This is a genomic window from Desulfonatronum parangueonense, from assembly GCF_054656975.1.
In genome coordinates this window covers 636,627-652,392 of the sequence record NZ_BAAHXH010000003.1, presented here as the reverse complement: position 1 = coordinate 652,392, position 15,766 = coordinate 636,627, and the positions used below count along the sequence as shown (strand labels likewise).

The 15,766-nt window shown below is 58.2% G+C and carries 16 protein-coding genes; 2 read left to right on the top strand and 14 right to left on the bottom strand.

Annotation, left to right across the window (positions count from 1 at the left end; translation table 11 throughout):
• Positions 1-264: 264 nt before the first annotated feature.
• The 11 genes from ACYQ15_RS03405 to ACYQ15_RS03355 all read right to left on the bottom strand — a co-directional run bounded on the left by ACYQ15_RS03405 (position 265) and on the right by ACYQ15_RS03355 (position 13,388).
• Positions 265-2,241, bottom strand: a complete 1,977-nt coding sequence (locus tag ACYQ15_RS03405; protein WP_459936122.1) for a TonB-dependent receptor plug domain-containing protein — start codon at positions 2,239-2,241, stop codon at positions 265-267.
• A gap of 50 nt (positions 2,242-2,291) precedes the next feature.
• A complete protein-coding gene (locus tag ACYQ15_RS03400; RefSeq protein ID WP_459936121.1) occupies positions 2,292-3,539 on the bottom strand; it encodes a tetratricopeptide repeat protein in 1,248 nt (415 codons plus the stop codon).
• 2 nt (positions 3,540-3,541) lie between these two features.
• Positions 3,542-4,258, bottom strand: a complete 717-nt coding sequence (locus ACYQ15_RS03395; protein WP_459936120.1) for an energy transducer TonB — start codon at positions 4,256-4,258, stop codon at positions 3,542-3,544.
• A complete protein-coding gene (locus ACYQ15_RS03390; protein WP_459936119.1) occupies positions 4,255-4,611 on the bottom strand; it encodes an ExbD/TolR family protein in 357 nt (118 codons plus the stop codon). Before ACYQ15_RS03390 ends, ACYQ15_RS03395 begins: the two co-directional genes overlap by 4 nt.
• Positions 4,608-5,222, bottom strand: a complete 615-nt coding sequence (locus ACYQ15_RS03385; protein ID WP_459936118.1) for a MotA/TolQ/ExbB proton channel family protein — start codon at positions 5,220-5,222, stop codon at positions 4,608-4,610. Before ACYQ15_RS03385 ends, ACYQ15_RS03390 begins: the two co-directional genes overlap by 4 nt.
• A gap of 16 nt (positions 5,223-5,238) precedes the next feature.
• Entirely contained in the window at positions 5,239-6,612 is a 1,374-nt protein-coding gene (locus ACYQ15_RS03380) for a MotA/TolQ/ExbB proton channel family protein (protein WP_459936117.1), read from the bottom strand.
• Positions 6,609-7,544, bottom strand: a complete 936-nt coding sequence (locus ACYQ15_RS03375; RefSeq protein ID WP_459936116.1) for a DUF3450 domain-containing protein — start codon at positions 7,542-7,544, stop codon at positions 6,609-6,611. The genes ACYQ15_RS03380 and ACYQ15_RS03375 overlap by 4 nt, the downstream gene beginning before the upstream one ends.
• A gap of 555 nt (positions 7,545-8,099) precedes the next feature.
• Complete coding sequence (locus tag ACYQ15_RS03370; protein WP_459936115.1) at positions 8,100-10,430, bottom strand: nickel-dependent hydrogenase large subunit; 2,331 nt, start codon at positions 10,428-10,430, stop codon at positions 8,100-8,102.
• 245 nt (positions 10,431-10,675) lie between these two features.
• The gene (locus ACYQ15_RS03365; RefSeq protein WP_459936114.1) at positions 10,676-11,797 is read right to left on the bottom strand and encodes a hydrogenase small subunit; all 1,122 of its coding nucleotides are present in this window, start codon (positions 11,795-11,797) and stop codon (positions 10,676-10,678) included.
• Between the two features lie 320 nt (positions 11,798-12,117).
• Entirely contained in the window at positions 12,118-12,879 is a 762-nt protein-coding gene (locus ACYQ15_RS03360) for a transporter (protein ID WP_459936113.1), read from the bottom strand.
• Between the two features lie 302 nt (positions 12,880-13,181).
• Positions 13,182-13,388 carry a hypothetical protein gene (locus ACYQ15_RS03355; protein ID WP_459936112.1) on the bottom strand — a complete coding sequence of 69 codons (207 nt, stop codon included), beginning with the start codon at positions 13,386-13,388 and terminating at the stop codon, positions 13,182-13,184.
• Between the two features lie 210 nt (positions 13,389-13,598).
• On the opposite strand from ACYQ15_RS03355, the gene relB reads away from it, so the two are divergent.
• Both relB and ACYQ15_RS03345 read left to right on the top strand, forming a co-directional pair.
• On the top strand, positions 13,599-13,823 hold the full coding sequence (gene relB, locus ACYQ15_RS03350) for a type II toxin-antitoxin system RelB family antitoxin (RefSeq protein ID WP_459936111.1): 225 nt from the start codon (positions 13,599-13,601) through the stop codon (positions 13,821-13,823).
• Positions 13,807-14,079: a type II toxin-antitoxin system RelE family toxin gene (locus tag ACYQ15_RS03345; protein ID WP_459936110.1), complete on the top strand. Its 273-nt coding sequence runs from the start codon at positions 13,807-13,809 to the stop codon at positions 14,077-14,079. The genes relB and ACYQ15_RS03345 overlap by 17 nt, the downstream gene beginning before the upstream one ends.
• Positions 14,080-14,285: 206 nt before the next feature.
• On the opposite strand, the gene ACYQ15_RS03340 is transcribed toward ACYQ15_RS03345, so the two are convergent.
• The 3 genes from ACYQ15_RS03340 to ACYQ15_RS03330 form a co-directional block, all read right to left on the bottom strand.
• On the bottom strand, positions 14,286-14,696 hold the full coding sequence (locus tag ACYQ15_RS03340; protein ID WP_459936109.1) for a putative toxin-antitoxin system toxin component, PIN family: 411 nt from the start codon (positions 14,694-14,696) through the stop codon (positions 14,286-14,288).
• Positions 14,693-14,965, bottom strand: coding sequence for a hypothetical protein (locus tag ACYQ15_RS03335; protein ID WP_459936108.1), 273 nt, complete (start codon positions 14,963-14,965; stop codon positions 14,693-14,695). Before ACYQ15_RS03335 ends, ACYQ15_RS03340 begins: the two co-directional genes overlap by 4 nt.
• Before the next feature lie 243 nt (positions 14,966-15,208).
• Positions 15,209-15,604 (bottom strand): TraR/DksA family transcriptional regulator, encoded by a 396-nt coding sequence (locus ACYQ15_RS03330; RefSeq protein WP_459936107.1) that lies wholly within the window; start codon positions 15,602-15,604, stop codon positions 15,209-15,211.
• Between the last annotated feature and the right edge of the window lie 162 nt (positions 15,605-15,766).

Sequence of the window (15,766 nt, the reverse complement as noted above, 5' to 3'; positions counted from 1 at the left end):
GGACGAAGTCTGAAGCACGAAACTGGATTCCCGCCTTCGCGGGAATGACTTCTCGGGTGCCCTTCCCAGGCTCGCTATGTCTGCATAGCCTGTCCTCGTGCAGACAAGAAGTGGACATCCAACTCATACTTGCCGCACTTCTTGTGCAATTACATGAACTTCCTGCAAGATGCAGGATTACTAAACTGCCAGCCATCCTTCACGAAAGACTGCCTGATGCAAAAGGAATTTTGCATCAGAAATTTATTCTCCTTTACGCGGACGCTAGAACTGCAATTCCAGGTTCAGGCCGATGCTGCGGCCCATGCGGTGCGAGAAGTCACTGTCGCCCCGGTCGGAATTGGTGATGTTCTTGGCATCCAGCGAGATCCGGAACATTTCCGAGAAGTTCTTCCAGATCCGGGCGTCCACGACGCCATGCTCGCCGACTTCCTGGGTATTGGCGGTGTTGCGGTACTGCTTGCCGACGTAGGTCAGAATCACGCTGGCGCCCAGGTCCCAGGGCTGGAAGACGTAGGTTGGGGCCAAAGAGGCCGTGTACTTGGGCACAAAGGGCAGATCCTTGCCTGTATCACGGTTCTCCGACTCGGTGTAGGTAAAACCGGCATTGATGAAGAGCGAGTCGAGCAGCGTCAAACGCGCCGAGAATTCTCCGCCCTGAACCCGGGCCTTCTCTACATTGATGAAGCTTTCAATGGGCAGACCGTCCACTGCGAATTCCCCGGTGCCGTCCCGGACAACCATGTCTTTCACATCGTTGAGAAAGTACCCCAGGTTGACGGTCAGACGGTCATTCAGAAGCCCCTGTTCCAGGTTCAGGGAGTAGGTCCATGCGGTTTCAGGATTCAAATCCGGATTTGAGCGGATATAGTACTCGTTGTGCCGCAACAGGCCGACGTAATACAACTGGCGGATGGTGGGCGATTTGAACCCGCGCCCCACGGATCCGCGCAGGGTCGTTGACGGTGTGGCCCTGACCATGGCGCTGAATTTCGGATTGATTTCCGTGCCGAAAGTGGAATGATCTTCCAGACGCACGCCGGGAACCAGAGTCAAGCGGTGGTCGAAAAGCATCAGCTCGTCCTGAACGAAAATGCTGTTGACGGTGATGTTTTCATCCACCGTGATCCGGGACAAACCGCCGTCGCGCTGATAGTTGATGGAAAAATAATCCATGTGCTGGCGCTGGGTGGATGCGCCGACTGTCAGGATGTTCCAGTCCGCATACCAGTTGTACACCAGTTCGGCCTGGTCGTAGCCAATGGTTCCGTCGCGAAAACCATGCTGGAAGCCCGGATATCCATTGATGAAATCCTGCCAGTAGGTGTATCCGCTGAGGGTCATTTCATGATTGCGGTTCTGCCCGAACTGGTAGTTGAGCCCCCCGGAGAAACGATAGGTGTCATACTCGCGGTCGTAGTCCGCCTCGGGGCGATCCAGTTCCCGGCGCGCCTGTCCGTAATTCGCGCCCAGATCCACGCGGAGCGCATCGGTGATCGCTGTCTGCCAGCGTCCCATCACGGAATGGCGAAAGGTTTTGGCCGGATCAAAGGCAACACCTTCGTCCTGCTCATAACTGTAGTGCAGGTAGTAACCCGAATCTGCCAGAACCGGACCGCCCAGTCCGACATTGGCGCGATAGGTGTCGCGGGAGGATCGATTTGCTGAAACGCCCTGGCGGTCGGTCACCTCATACCGGCTGTAGCCGGTACTGGCGTGGGTGGTGAACTCCCTGGGCGTCTTGCGGGTGATGATGTTGATCACTCCGGCCAGAGCGTCGGAACCGTAAAGGGCCGAAGCCGCGCCCTTGACGACTTCGATGCGCTCAATCATGCTCAGCGGGATCTGGTTCATGCTGATCCCGTAATCCCCATGTGCGCCAAGTTCGCCGTGGACGCGCTGCCCGTCGATGAGGATCAGGCCGTAGCCTTCGTTGAACTGCAGGCCGCGCATGGTGGACCGCAGATTGTCCGAGCCGATGGCGTCGTCCAGCATGGTCATGTTGATGCCCGGAACGGTGTTCAGGACGTCGAGAATGTTTTTCGACGGCATCCGTTCAATGTCATGCCGGGTAATGACCTGCGTTTCCACGGGCACGTCCTGCAGGGTGTGCCGGGTACGGGTTCCCGTGACGACGTACTCGTCAACTTCCGTGGCCTGCCTGCTCTCCGCCGCATAAGCCGGCGCCCCGAGGCACAACGCCGAAAACAGGACGGTGCCGAACTTCAATCCAAATCGCATTAACCAACCTCCAATCTTTTTCTGTTTACGTTATTCCTGCGCCTTTGCCGTTATCCGGCACGACGCAGCACCTCCAGCCAAAACTCAGCCTGCCGGCGCTGCTCGGGTATTTCCCGAGCCTGAGTGAAGGCATCGCGGGCCTGGCACAACCGGCCCTCGTGATATGCGGCCATGCCCAGGAACATCAGTGCCTCGGCCCGGACGCGGCCGCACCGCCCCTGGGCCGCGGGCTCCAGATGTTCCTTGGCCGCACCCCAGTCCTCCACCTGCATCAGCAAACGACCGGCACGAAAATGGATTTCACAATCGCCGCTCCCATTCGCCTTTCGGCCCAGCACATGGGCGGCACGGCGCGTCTCCCGGGCATGCAGCCAGGCATTGGCGAGCAATTCCTGATGCTCCACACTGGACGGGACGCGTCCGCTCTCCATGGCCTGCTCCAGAAGCCGGCCGGCCTTGTGCGGTACACCGGCCTGAACGTACATCTGGGCCAGCCGCACCACGTCCTCGGAAGTCTTGAAAACGCCCTGGTAATGCCCCGCGGACAGCACGCCGGCGGCCCGGCGTTGTTCGTTCAGCTGCAGGTACGCTCCGGCCAGTTGCAGCCAGGGCCTGTTGTCCTGGGGATTGCGGGCGATGAGCCTGGGCAGCCAGCGGGTCAGGGCCTGATACTGTTCATCATGGTGCAAGGCCGCCACGAGCATCTCGATCCAGGCAATCTCCGGAGCGCCTGTCTCTCGAATGGCGACCTCCAGATGCTCGATGGCCGCCTTGTAGCGTTGCGCGCCATAATAGATCCAGGCCACCCGGACCCGCTGCTCCGGCACGAGAGGGCCGGCCTGCTTCATCCAGGTTTCGATCCGGCTGACGGCCTCGGCCGGGCGGTTGGCCTGCACCAGCAACTGGGCCGAATTGTACAGAACCTGTTGCCGCAGCTCGGCATCCAGACCATCCGCGGCCAGGACCAGATCAAAGGCTTCCAGGGCCCGGCCGTGACGGCCGGTTTCATGAAACAGGTAGCCGAGCATCTGCCAACCCAGGGCCTGGGCGTATGGTTCATCCTTGAATTCCTTGACAAACCGGTCCAGGTGCGCCTCGGCTTCCGTCCATTTTTGATTTTGCAACAGTTCCTGGGCCGCGCTGAGCTGCTGATGGGCGTCGTGAGGGATCGTGGGCCGACCGGAAGCCGGCGTCGCCGTGATCGCCAGAAAAACCCACAGCAACAGTGCCAGACACATCGCGGAACGTACGCGTAACCAACCCAATGCCGAACGACGAGAAGGTGTCGACGGATACATGCTCAGTTCTCCAGGGTGAAATTGATGACAATCGTGGCCAGGGCCGGGACGGCCACTCCGTCCCGGGTCTGGGGCTGAAAGCGCCATCGACTCAAAGCCCGCACGGCTTCCTGATCAAAGATGCCCCGCCGGGGATTGGCCTCCACCACCGTGACCTCGCCCACCGAACCATCCGGGTTCACGATGAACTCCAGGCGCACCCAGCCGGAAATCCCGTCCAACTGCGCCCGCCGGGGATAACGCGGCGGAATCTGACTGACCGGAGTCAGGGACTGGGTGTAGTGGACCGGGCCATCGTCCGCTGCCGAAGTTACTCCCGTCATGGCCGCGGCCATGGGCAGGCCGGCCAGGGCCAGATCCGGGCGAATGTCCGGCATGTTGGGATCAATGGTCGGGGTCTGGGGGTTTGGAGGCTTGGGGGTACTCATGGCCTCCATCCTGGGCAGAGGTTCGGGTTTTTCCAGGGGCTTGGGCTCCTCCCGCTGCCGTTGCCGGACAATCTCATCGGGCTGGTCCATGCGAATGAAATTGGGCAACGGAACCCGGCGCTGGAGCTGATGATCCATCTCTCCCCGGCTGATCATGCCCTGCATCAGCAGGAACAATCCCAGAGCAGCAGCGACTCCCAGAGCCAGACAGACGCCGTGACGGACCAGGGACGATCCGGGTCCGGAAAGCGGGCCTGGAGAGCCGGGACTTCCCAGGCTGAGCGTGCTCATGGCCGCTCCGCGGCCACGGCCACATCGAGTACTCCGGCCTGCCGGACCTGGTCCATGACCTGGATCAGGACGCCGGTGCGCGACGACTCATCAGCCTGGATGACCACAGCGCTTTCCGGGTTTTCGGCCCGCAGTCGCTCCACGTTGGCCCGCACGGCCCGCACGTCCACTTGCCGACCATCAATCCAGACCGCCCCGGCATCGGACACCGCGATCATGATGTTGCCCCGTTCCTGTCGCTCGGCCGTGGCCGCGGTGGGACGGTTCACCTCGATCCCGGCCTCCTTGACGAAGGAAGTGGTCACGATGAAAAAAATGAGCATGATGAAAACCACGTCCATCATGGAGGTCATGTCGATCTGGGCGCCTTCCGGCTCGTCGTATCGTCGTCTGCGTCGCATAGGGATTGGGGTTGTGGGTTGAAGGTTGAAGGTGGGAAGGAGCAATGCGCGGCGCGGAGCAGCTCGTCCGCGGCCCATTGGGTCTTGGTCCGGCTGCCGCGTTGCAGGCGGATGCTGAACACGAAACCGGACAAGGCCACCACCAGGCCGGCCATTGTGGGAATGGTGGCCATGGTCACTCCCGAGGCCATGGCCCTGGGGTTGCCCGTGCCGCTGTAGCCCAGAACGTCGAAGACATGAATCATCCCGGTGACCGTACCCAGCAGCCCCAGCAGCGGACAGACCGCGATCAACGTCCGGACCAGGAACAGCGAGCCGTTCAGGCGCATCCGCAGCTCGCCCACGTCCCGGCGCAACTGCATGTCCCGGAGTGCCCGGTCGCGACATGCCCTCCCCTGCCAAACGTCACGCAGGATCGCGAAATCCCGGGGAAAGATCCGCCAATGATACCAGTATCGTTCCAGGAGCAGAGTCCACAGCACCACGGCCACCAGGAGAATGATCCAAAGAACCGGACCGCCGGTGTCCATGAATCGATTCAGGTTGAGGAATTGTTCGGTCATGGGGCGTACATCCGGATCAGACTGTTCGGACCCGCTGAATGTGCTCCGCCAGCAATCCCGCGCCCTGCTCCTCCAGAATCATCGTCAAACTCCGGCTCTTGGCCGCGACGAGGCTGTGCAGGAACAACAGGGGGATGGCCACGGAAAGTCCGAGCGCCGTGGTCACCAGGGCCTGGGAGATCCCGCCGGCCATGAGCTGCGGGTCACCGGTGCCGAACAGGGTAATGGCCTGAAAGGTCTCGATCATGCCCACCACCGTGCCCAAAAGGCCCAGCAGCGGCGCCACCGCGGCCAGGATCTTGATGGTCGTCAGGCCCCGCTCCAGACGCGGTGTTTCCCGCAACACGGCCTCGTCCAGGCGAATCTCCAGGGTTTCGGGATCGGACTGGGTGTTGGCCTGGGCCTGGAGCATGATTCGGCCGAGAGGATTGTCGTCCTGAGGCTCCCCGCTACGCAGCTGCCGACCGACGCGGCGACCGATGGCCGTGAGCACGGAGAAGCGGACAAGAAAAATCGTCAGCCCGAGCAGGCCCAGCCCGAGAATGATCACGCCGATCTCGCGGCCCTGCTTGATCCGCTCGATGAGGGTGGGAGACTGGACCAGATGGGCCAGGATGGCTCCCCGGGAGGGATCCAGGGCAAAGAGGCCAACGCTTCCCGGCGACGCGGCTTCCAGTTCCGCGGCCAGACGCAGTTGACTGGATTGGGGCTGGCGGGGCAGTTCCAGGAACTGGTTACGCCCCTGGACATGGCTCAGATAAAGACCGTCGGCCACGGCAGTGAACGCTCCGATACGAAGTACGTCCTGGTCCCGCCGCGTTCCGTCGGGAGAAACCACCTCACTGGGAAAGTGCTCCACCCGGGCCGAACCGATCATCTCTTCCATAAGCAGCATCCAGAATCCTTCCAACTCGGTCATGGAGGGCAGACCGCGGCTGTCGGCCAATTCACGCACAAAAGCCAGATCCCGGGGCCGATCGGCCATGGCCAGGGAACTCAGAAACTGGGCGTGCACGTCCCCGGCGCTCTGACGGACCACCCCGAACATCTCGCCCAGGCCGCCCTGCTCCTCGCGCAAAACCGCCTCCAGTTCCGCAAGAGTCGTCTCATTGATTTCATAGGTCGCGAGCAGGCCCTCCTGCCGCTTCTCTTCCGCCCGGACTTGCTCACGGGCTCTGGCGACCCGGCCGCGGGCCGCATCCCTGTCGGCCCTGAATTCCCGTTCGCGTTCCTGGTTGACCTGCTCTTCGGCCTTGGCCCGCTGACGGATCTGCTCCAGAAGAGCGTCCAGGCCGGTGGCGGACTGGGCAAAGACAGGGCTGGGAATGGCCGGCCCCAGAAGCAGGGCCAAGGACAGTATGACAATCATCAAGAAGGGAATACGGTTCATGACGCAACCTCCACATCTGTTCCGGACGCTGTTTCCGGATGTTCACCGTCCCCGTCTTCAGATTCGGATTCGGACACGATCCCGACCTCGCTCTCTTCGAGTTCGGTGATCAGGGAAAATCCAGGCGCCACAGGTTCGGACACCATGACCGGAACCTGAATCAGTTCCGGCGCGGTCTGCCGGGCCGCGATGCGCAACCCCTGGCGAATGGACTGGTTGTGGCGCGTTTCCAGCGGCGTCCACGCCTGGTTCCGGGCGTCCCAGAAACCGCTCTCTCCCCGGTCCAGGGTCTGGTAGGCCAGGACAAGGCGACCGATGCGCAGGAATTCTACGCTGCGCTCAATCCCGTTATCCGTGACCAGTTCGCCCTGATAGGCCTCAATGGTTCGTCCATAGTCGGCCTCGGTCTGATAGGCATGCATGATCTGACGGAACTTCTCCGGAACGTCCACGTCCGCCCGGCGCATCAGGGCCCGCAGCCCCTCCACCCTGGCCAGACGCTCCTCCAGCAGAAACGGCAGATCAGCGGCCACAAATCCCTCCAGACCGTCCACCATGCGCAGCATCAGGGGCACGATCTCCCGCTGGGTGACCTTGATCTCCTCGATCTGGCGTTTCAGCGAATCTTTTTCCGCCTCCTGGGAACGGATCATTTCCTCCAGGTTGTCGTTGTACACGGCCAGATTCTCCTGCTCGCGCATCAGATTCCGGTATTCATGCACCAGCTTCAGGGTCTCATCGGCCATGGCGTCGATGCGCGTCTGGGATTCCTGGCCTTGACGCAGGATTCCCTGTTCCGTCTCGATCACCCGGGACACCTGGTCCGAGGCGATAAGAGAGGAGGTCCAGAGCGGCAGAAGCAGACACCATCCGAGCGCCGCAAGCCAGGCTCTGGAGAACCTGGTAGGATTGTTGTTTCTGATCATCATCATTCTCTGTCCTGGTATAGTGCGTGAAGATGGATTGTTTTTCGCCAAACGGGCTTGCCTCTGATTCCAATGATCGTTTTCATAAAACTCGCTCAAACAGCACGTTGCCGATCAAGAACGTATTTTCTCACAACACTACCGGGCGTCCGATAGGTTGCCCTTGCTACTGATCCCCCGCCATTGCGGATGAATTGCAATATGAAAGTGCTACACACTAAAAGAAAATGAACATTACATTCAAAATCTAAAAAATTGTTGGCCGCTTCCGTAGCTGTCCAAAATCACTCAAGCATAGTCGTTGCCCGTTCCCGGACTGCACGAGGATTACGTGAGGGTGACCTGCTTTGAAACCTTTCTTCATTGAATTCGGTTTTCAATATTGATATCTTTTGTGGATGTCAATCCTGAAGTGGATTGTCGTGGACGGCGGCAGCCTTAGATAGGGCTGTTGAGTAATATGGAAATCACCTGTCATCCCGGATTCCACCGGAATGACAGGTGATATGGGACCATTGCATGTTGTAAGCCATACCGGCGAAGTGGGTACGGCCTCAACGATCACGCTGTATGTGCTTGAATGATGCAGCTTGTTTCCGTCTGGACGTTACGCAGTTCGATGCAGTGCACCGCGCAGGCAATGCAGGGATCGAAGGAATGAATCAACCGCATGACCTCCAGGGGTTTGGCATTGTCCACGACCACCAATCCTTCCAGGCACTTCTCAACAGGCCCCGGTTGATTCTGAGCGTCCCTGGGGCCGAAGTTCCAGGTGGACGGCACCACCATCTGATAGTTGGCGATCCTTCCGTCGTCCCCGATCCGGAGCCAGTGGCCCAGGCTGCCTCGCGGCGCCTCGCCCAGGCCGACGCCGGAAGCAGCTTTGGGCAGGTCCACGTTCCTGAAGATGTCCAGGTTGCCCCCGGAGATGTTCGAGGCCAGGCGCGAGGACCAGTTGCCCATGATATTGGCTATGACCTGCGACTCCACGACTCTGGCCACGATCCTGCCCATGATGGAATTGAGCTTGGCGAAATCCCAGTTTAACCGGTTCATAACTGGCCCCATTGTGCTGTTCATCGCCTCGTGTTGCGCGGCCATGGCCACCAGGACCCGGGATAAAGGACCCACTTCCATGGTCATCCCGTTGTATCGCGGAGCCTTGGACCAGGTATAGCGCTGCTCAAGATTCAGCCTGTCATAGCTGGGCGACGTGGCGCCCGTGGAAGGATGCGCGGTTTGGCTCGAATACCAGGCCCGACTGACGTCCTCGGTGATTTTGGTCATGTCCACTGATTGATAGCCAATACTGTTTCCGCTCAGCAACGCGATGCCCTGCGGCAGGTAATAGTCCGCCGGAAGATTGGCCGACAGGGGAAATCCACCAAATACCAAATGCCTTGGACTGCCGCCGAAAAGAGCGTACTCGGAATGTCGTTCAGCCAGCAGTTCCGCGTCCGGCATGAGGATGGTCCTCACGAAGTCCCGCACGTCGACCAGATGCCGGTTGAAATCCGCCAGCCGACCATTGAACAGCTCGCCTCCGCAGGTCATTCCGCCGGGCACCATTGCCGCAGGGTGCGGATTCTTGCCTCCCAGGACGGCCATCATTCTGGCTGCGTTGACCTGGACCTTCAGGGCTTCCAGATAATGGCCCACGAGCAGAAGGTTCTCCTCCGGGCTCAACTTGTATCCCGGATGGCCGAAGTGCCCTCCGGCGAATAGGCCGTGGTTGCCAGTGTTCATCATGGTCTGGAGTCGACTTTGCACGGCGGCGTAATCGATGGGCCGCGCCGCCGGAGTCCGACTTTGGGCCAGGGACTGGGTGGCGCTGGGACTGGCCAGCAGTGCCTTGTGCACGTCGATCCAGTCCAATCCCTGCAGGTGATAGAAATGAACAATGTGGTCGTGCAAGAACTGGGCGCCGAGCAGCAGGTTGCGCACCAGGCGAGCATTCTCGGGAATCACGTTGTTCGCGGAATTTTCCAGGGCTTGAATGCTGCACTCGCCATGGACATAGGTGCAAACGCCGCAGACCCGCTGGGTTATCAACGGCGCATCCCGCGGATCACGGCCCACCAGGAGCTGCTCAATGCCCCGGAATAAGGCTGCCGTGGACCAGGCCTTGACGACCGTGTTCCCGTTCATTTCCAACTGGACCCGTAACCGGCCTTCTATGCGGGTCACCGGGTCGATGACCACCGAATTTATGGTTGCCGCGGAAACCAGAGCCGTAAATGTGGCCGGAACTACCCCGCCACCACTGACTTCGAAAGTTGCCTGCGCGCCTCCCGCGCCGGGATCGGCGGAAAGGCTCACGTTCTGCCAGTTGCTCCAGTTCGTGGGTGTAAAAATCAATACAGCTCCAGAGGCGATGTGGATGCCCGTCGAACCGCCTGTCTTGACCACGTTCACTGTCACATTCTGAATTGGTGCGCCGGAAAGCCTGACCTGAACATTGGCCATGCTGCCCGGGGAAATCGATACCGAGTCAGACTGAAGCACAACCGAAAGCTGTACCACTTGCTGTTCGACCTGGACGGTGAAGCCAGCGCCGACAACGCCATTGCCATTGACCTCAAAGGCTGCCTGCGTGCCTCCCGCACCGGGATCCGCCGAAAGGCTCACCACCTGCCAGCTGTCCCAATTCCCGGATGTAAAGGTCAAAGATGCCCCGGAAACGATCTGGACTCCCGAGCCCCCTCCTGTTTTGACCACATTCACGGTCACTCCCTGGGACGGAGCATCGGAAAGCTTGACCAGCACTTCGGCCGTGCCTCCAGGTAAAATGTTCACCGTCGAAGATTGCAGGACAACGGAAACCTGTTGCGTCTGTTGTTCGACCTGGACGGAGAAATCGGCGTTGGGAAGTCCTTGGGCCGCAGCCCGCATTGTCGCTTGTTGACCTCCAGCGTCAGGCCCGGCGGAAATCGTCACTGTCTGCCAATTTGACCAATTACCTCGCGTGAATCGCAAATTTTCACCATTGACGACCGTGATGGACGAAGCGCCGCTGGCCCTGGCAACCATTACGTCCACATTTGAGGAAGGTCTGCTGGATAGCCTGATCCTGTTTTCCGCAGTGGAGTCCGCCGTTATGCCAACATTTTGATTTTCCCAGATGATGCTCATATGTCTTACCTGCTCCCGAATCCATCAGGTTGTACATGGCAGGCTCCGCATGTCTTGTCGCCGACCTTGGTCCTGGCCTGAATCAAGTCCACATTATGTCTGTTGTGCATTTTTTCCTGGAAATAGCGTTCCGTCTCCTTAACAAGGTTGTCCTGGAAGATGTTCGGCTTTTTGTTGTGCTTGTGACAGGTCACGAAGCAACCGGCATTTTCCGGCGTGATATGGTCGCCGATCTTACCTCGATAGATGGCGAACGCCTTGGGCCACTCAGGGGTGTAGAACGGTGCGTTCCTGTCCCAGAAACCGGATTCGCTGCAGCCGATGCACATGTGACCGGCCCGAATGCAATACGATTCCTCGTTGTATGGCTGGGAAGGACAATTGTTGAAGGACTGTGGTCCAATGCATTTGTATCCCAATAGACAACCATTGTCCGTGGTGCATTGCGAATGCACTGTCTGGCCGTGGCAGAATACAGGGCGTCTGTCCGACGAGGAGCGAAATGAGGGCAGCTTGTTGTTGATCAGAAATCCGGCGATCAGGGCGACCAGATTGGCCGGATGCGGAGGGCAGCCGGTCAGGTTGATGGTGTTCACGCCCGTGGCCGCCTGCACGCCCCTGGCACCGGTGGGATTGACGCCCGCTGCCGGCAATCCCCCGTAGGCCGCGCAGGTGCCAAACGCGACCACATACTTTGCCTTGGGCAGAATATCCTGGGCCACTTCCAGAAAGGTGTGACTGCCGATGAATCCAAAATGGCCGGCGGGAATCGCTCCCTCGACCACGCAAATGAAATTCCCTCGATGCTGCTGGACCGCGCTCTGCAGCAGGGCCTCGCTCTCCTCGCCGCTGGCGGCCATCAAAGGCTCCATGTAGACGATGTTCAACACGTCCATGATCAGAGTGGTGAAATCCGGATCCTGGGTACGCAGAATGGCTTCAGTGCAGCCTGTGCATCCAGCGAAATTGAGATAGATGACCGGAGGCCGGTTGTCGCTGCTCAAGGCTTCGGCGACCTGGACGGCCGGCACGCCGATCATGGCGGCCACAGTTGCGCAAAGCTTGAGAAATCCCCGCCGGTGGAGCAGATTGTGCGGCTTGGAAGATGAATCGAGTTCTAGGTTCATGTTTGTCTTATACCTTTGGTTATGGTTCTTATAAACTTTCACAATTTACCACTCTGGATCTGTGTCTGCACAACCTCCCAAATCCGAGGTCATGGCAGTGGGGCGGTAAATGGAATGGAGCACCCAATAAGTGCCCCATTCATCTTTTTTTTGCAGTCCAAACGCGGATACAGACGAGGTCCGTGGTGGACTAGGCTTGAAAGGAGATCCTGCCAGTCAGGCATGCGAGACCGGAATCAGGATACACGTCTCCCGCAATTGATCTCATTTTTTCGCTGTCTCTTGGTGAGGAATCCCTCATTTGTCTTCTTCAAGACATGCTAGAACGAAACATTCAGCCCAGCCAGGATCGCATAGTCCGGAGCCGGGTCGTTGAGGCCGAGTTTCACGCCGAAATCCAGAACCACCCGTTCCGTCAGGCTGAAGATCAACCCGCCCAGCAGGAAAGCCGGCGGCGTGTTCGATTCGAAAGCCAGATTCCTGTCCATGCCGATGTTCGCCACCAGGGCGAGTTGATCCAGAACCTGATACTCCGCGGCAACCGAGGCATGCCAGATGTCTTTGCGTTCATCCACCTTGTTTTCGTTGCGCACGTAGCCAAGGTTGGCGTGGAAGGCCAATGGTTCAATTTCCTTCGTGCCGATCAAAAACATGCTGTACGTGACCTTGCCGGTACCGAGCCCGCGCTCTTCGTCGCCGGTGGGCAGCGTCACCCCGGGTTTCACGGCAAAGCCCAGACCGTTCTTTTCAAACAGTCTCCACTTCACCTCCACGCCGACATCCGACAGGCCGTCTTCCGTGAACTTTCCGTCCGGCTCCTTCACACTCACGTAAAGATAGGGGATGGTGAACATCAGATCCACCGCGTCCGTGATCCCATAGGAGAGGACCGTCGACAGCTCCGTCGCACTCGTGGTTATTCCGTCCGACTTGTCGTGCTCGTACTCCAGGTTGAACTCCACATTCGCAACCCCTTTCCCGAAAGTCCCCGCGTCGTCCGTAATCAGCGGATGCGCGGCGAAAACGCCTCCGGGCACAATCAACAAGGCAAGAAGCAGTGAACAAACAGACAATACTTTCATACAATCACCTTTGGTTAGCTGTTACATGAATCAGGCCACACGTTGACTCCCGACAACCACAGTCCATGGAACAAGATGTCCTTAAGGCCCGGATGTGCGACCCCTCGCCCGGATCCACAAAAAAAAAGCGTACCAGGAGAACATGCCCGTAGGCATGGAGCGCTCCTCCCTGGGCGCGCTCCTTCTCTCCAGTTACGCCTTCACTTTCTTCGCGATTCGATAATCCGAAAGACCGTAAGGGTCCCTGTCCAATGGACGGGTGATTTACAGCATCATCTTCTTTACGTCAATATGAATGAAAATCAAATCCATTTTCTCTTCACGGCTGAAATGTGGGACATCCCTGCTAAGGCAATGGACGTATTGCCAAAATGGCGCCGTGCTTCGGCGAACACAGCATCCAGCCCCGCCAACTGCGCCAGCTCGCCAGCGGCCTCTATCAGCGAGGGCGGCGTGAGCTTGCCTTGGTTTTGCGTTCCGCATGTCTGAATGAGCCAGGATTCGTTCATCGAACCATTTGCCGGGCGGTTGGAGCACCAAATGTTGTTTATTCACACAATGGTTCAATGTTACGAAGCCGGCGAAGGAGTTTGCGGGGCCGTAATATCAAGGCAAGCCAGACCTCGGCTGAGTAGTTACGAATAAGCTTGGTAATCTCCAATGCTCCCTTGACTTCATGTAATACAGATAACACATGTATTGCAAAGGAGGTCATTCACATGCTCACCGTCCGGCTCCCGGGAGAAATAGAATCCCGACTGAACGTTCTTGCCGAAGCCACCAACAGGCCCAAAAGTTTTTACGTGCGTGAAGCCCTGAATCGTTATCTTGATGACATTGAGGACGTCTATCTCGCCGAATCCGCACTGGAAAAATTCCGGGCGAGCGGGGAAAAGACAATTTCCTTAGATGAACTGGAGCGACGTCTTGCCGTGGAAGATTGAATTCACCCCCGAGGCCGCGAAGAAACTTGCACGCTTGGGAAAAGAGGCTGAAAAACGGGTTCTGGAATTCATGCGCGAAAGAATCTCCAACTTGGAAAATCCTCGTGACACGGGAGAACCCCTTAAAGGCACGCGTTTTTCCGGCCTATGGCGCTACCGCGCCGGAGACTATCGGATATTGTGCGAAATCCAGGATGAACAAATCCTGATCCTGGTCGTTTTGGTGGGGCATCTACGCGAGGTTTTTTACAAGTAGGCTCAATATAAGCCCTTTCATCTCATCCACACCCCTCCCTGTAGGGTTTCTTCGCGTTCTTCGCTCTTCGTTGAGCCAGAAAGCTGTGAATCACAACAACAAAGAACAAACAACGCCGAACGGGATAACGCCTCCCCCCTCAGGTCTCAGGTCTCAGGTCTCAGGTCTCATCCCCCCGCCCTCTCTTTTCATCCCCGCATCTTTATTCATGCATCAACCAATTTATCCAGAAAATCTGCTGGCGCAAGAATGGCGCATTCTTGAAACCACACATCTGGATAGTGCCGAATATTTCCTGTGATCAAAGGAACCTTCGCGGCCAGAGCCACTTCCAGAAACGGCGCATCACTCTGATCCGGCAGATCTCTGATATGCCGCCGGACCAGCACATGCATGCTGCCGCTGTGCAGATAATCAAGTATCTGTGAAAGATCCGAAGATACAAAGTAGCGAGAAAGCCGTGGCCGGTGCAAAACGTCAACATATTCCGCCAGAATCCGGTCATCAACAGCAACACGCAATCTCCCAGAACGAAGCAAATCCACAAGGCGGCCAGGGGGGCCATGTGGATTGATCATGCCGGAAACAAGAACATTGGTGTCCATGACCGCGATCATCGCCGGTCTCGACGGCTTTCCTCAATGGCCTGGGCGATGTCCTCATCAGCCAAAGGCAGCGTCTCGGCCCGCCTGCGAACACGCCCTACTGCTGCTGAAAAAAGAGCCCGTCGGATCTCGCTCAGGGAGCTCTCCAGGTCATCAGGCTCCACGCTGATCATGATCGCCCTGGGCTGCCCATCCTTCGTGATAACAAGCTCACGGTCCCGCTCCAGCCGCCCCCACAATTCTCGCGTTTTTTTCAAGTCTTTGACCTGCAAGTATGCCATAAATATCTCCTTGTTATCTCCTGATTTGGAGACAACAGATTGGTTACTTATTCAGACCTTGTCAATAATTTTCGGCGTCACAGCATCTTTACCCCGTGAAATGCCGAAGGCACGCGAAGCAAATTGAACCGGGACCAGCATCCCAGCATCCCAGCATCCCAGCATTTCCCATCAGGACTCAGGCCAAACCTCTTCCCCCTCTTCAGGTTTCAGGTCTCATCCTTCAGCCCTTCCCAGCCCCCATCACGTCCACACCCCACCGAAACTCGCGCCGGTTCCGGCCCAATCCGCTTCCGCGGCCTGTTCGATCTCGCGCATGCATTGCACGCACACCCTGGCTGCGGGGTGAACTTGCAGGCGGCGTATGTCGATGAGTTCGCCGCAACCTTCACAATATCCATAATCACCACAATTGATCCGGTGAAAGGCCAAGTGGATTTCCCGCTTCAGACGACGTTCCCGGTCCGCCTGCAGGAGGAGCATCCTCCGTTCGGCCTCCAGCGTCGCGCGATCATTGGCATCCGCGCACTGCGGGACGACATCCCGCAGGGAAAGGTTGATCCTGTCCACGTTGACCGTGATTTCCGTAAGAAGTTCGTCCAGGCTGTGACGAAACGATGCCAGTTGTTCATGCGTCATGTTCGGATCTCCTTGATGATTGCCACGACCTCCGGAAGGATTGCTCTCTGCCGGCTCAACAAATTTGACTGAGGGTGCAAAGGATGGGAAACAGAGCATCGCCTCCTGTTACGAAAGGAATAGCCCTTGCGGCAATGCCGCTGTATTTTTCGTTCTCTCTTA

Bases quoted from the DNA above. Each gene is read 5' to 3' on its own strand.
- ACYQ15_RS03405 (WP_459936122.1), bottom strand. From the start codon at position 2,241: ATGCGATTTGGATTGAAGTTCGGCACCGTCCTGTTTTCGGCGTTGTGC.
- ACYQ15_RS03400 (WP_459936121.1), bottom strand. From the start codon at position 3,539: ATGTATCCGTCGACACCTTCTCGTCGTTCGGCATTGGGTTGGTTACGC.
- ACYQ15_RS03395 (WP_459936120.1), bottom strand. From the start codon at position 4,258: ATGAGCACGCTCAGCCTGGGAAGTCCCGGCTCTCCAGGCCCGCTTTCC.
- ACYQ15_RS03390 (WP_459936119.1), bottom strand. From the start codon at position 4,611: ATGACCTCCATGATGGACGTGGTTTTCATCATGCTCATTTTTTTCATC.
- ACYQ15_RS03385 (WP_459936118.1), bottom strand. From the start codon at position 5,222: ATGACCGAACAATTCCTCAACCTGAATCGATTCATGGACACCGGCGGT.
- ACYQ15_RS03380 (WP_459936117.1), bottom strand. From the start codon at position 6,612: ATGAACCGTATTCCCTTCTTGATGATTGTCATACTGTCCTTGGCCCTG.
- ACYQ15_RS03375 (WP_459936116.1), bottom strand. From the start codon at position 7,544: ATGATGATGATCAGAAACAACAATCCTACCAGGTTCTCCAGAGCCTGG.
- ACYQ15_RS03370 (WP_459936115.1), bottom strand. From the start codon at position 10,430: ATGCGGGCTGCGGCCCAAGGACTTCCCAACGCCGATTTCTCCGTCCAG.
- ACYQ15_RS03365 (WP_459936114.1), bottom strand. From the start codon at position 11,797: ATGAACCTAGAACTCGATTCATCTTCCAAGCCGCACAATCTGCTCCAC.
- ACYQ15_RS03360 (WP_459936113.1), bottom strand. From the start codon at position 12,879: ATGAAAGTATTGTCTGTTTGTTCACTGCTTCTTGCCTTGTTGATTGTG.
- ACYQ15_RS03355 (WP_459936112.1), bottom strand. From the start codon at position 13,388: ATGAACGAATCCTGGCTCATTCAGACATGCGGAACGCAAAACCAAGGC.
- relB (WP_459936111.1), top strand. From the start codon at position 13,599: ATGCTCACCGTCCGGCTCCCGGGAGAAATAGAATCCCGACTGAACGTT.
- ACYQ15_RS03340 (WP_459936109.1), bottom strand. From the start codon at position 14,696: ATGATCGCGGTCATGGACACCAATGTTCTTGTTTCCGGCATGATCAAT.
- ACYQ15_RS03335 (WP_459936108.1), bottom strand. From the start codon at position 14,965: ATGGCATACTTGCAGGTCAAAGACTTGAAAAAAACGCGAGAATTGTGG.
- ACYQ15_RS03330 (WP_459936107.1), bottom strand. From the start codon at position 15,604: ATGACGCATGAACAACTGGCATCGTTTCGTCACAGCCTGGACGAACTT.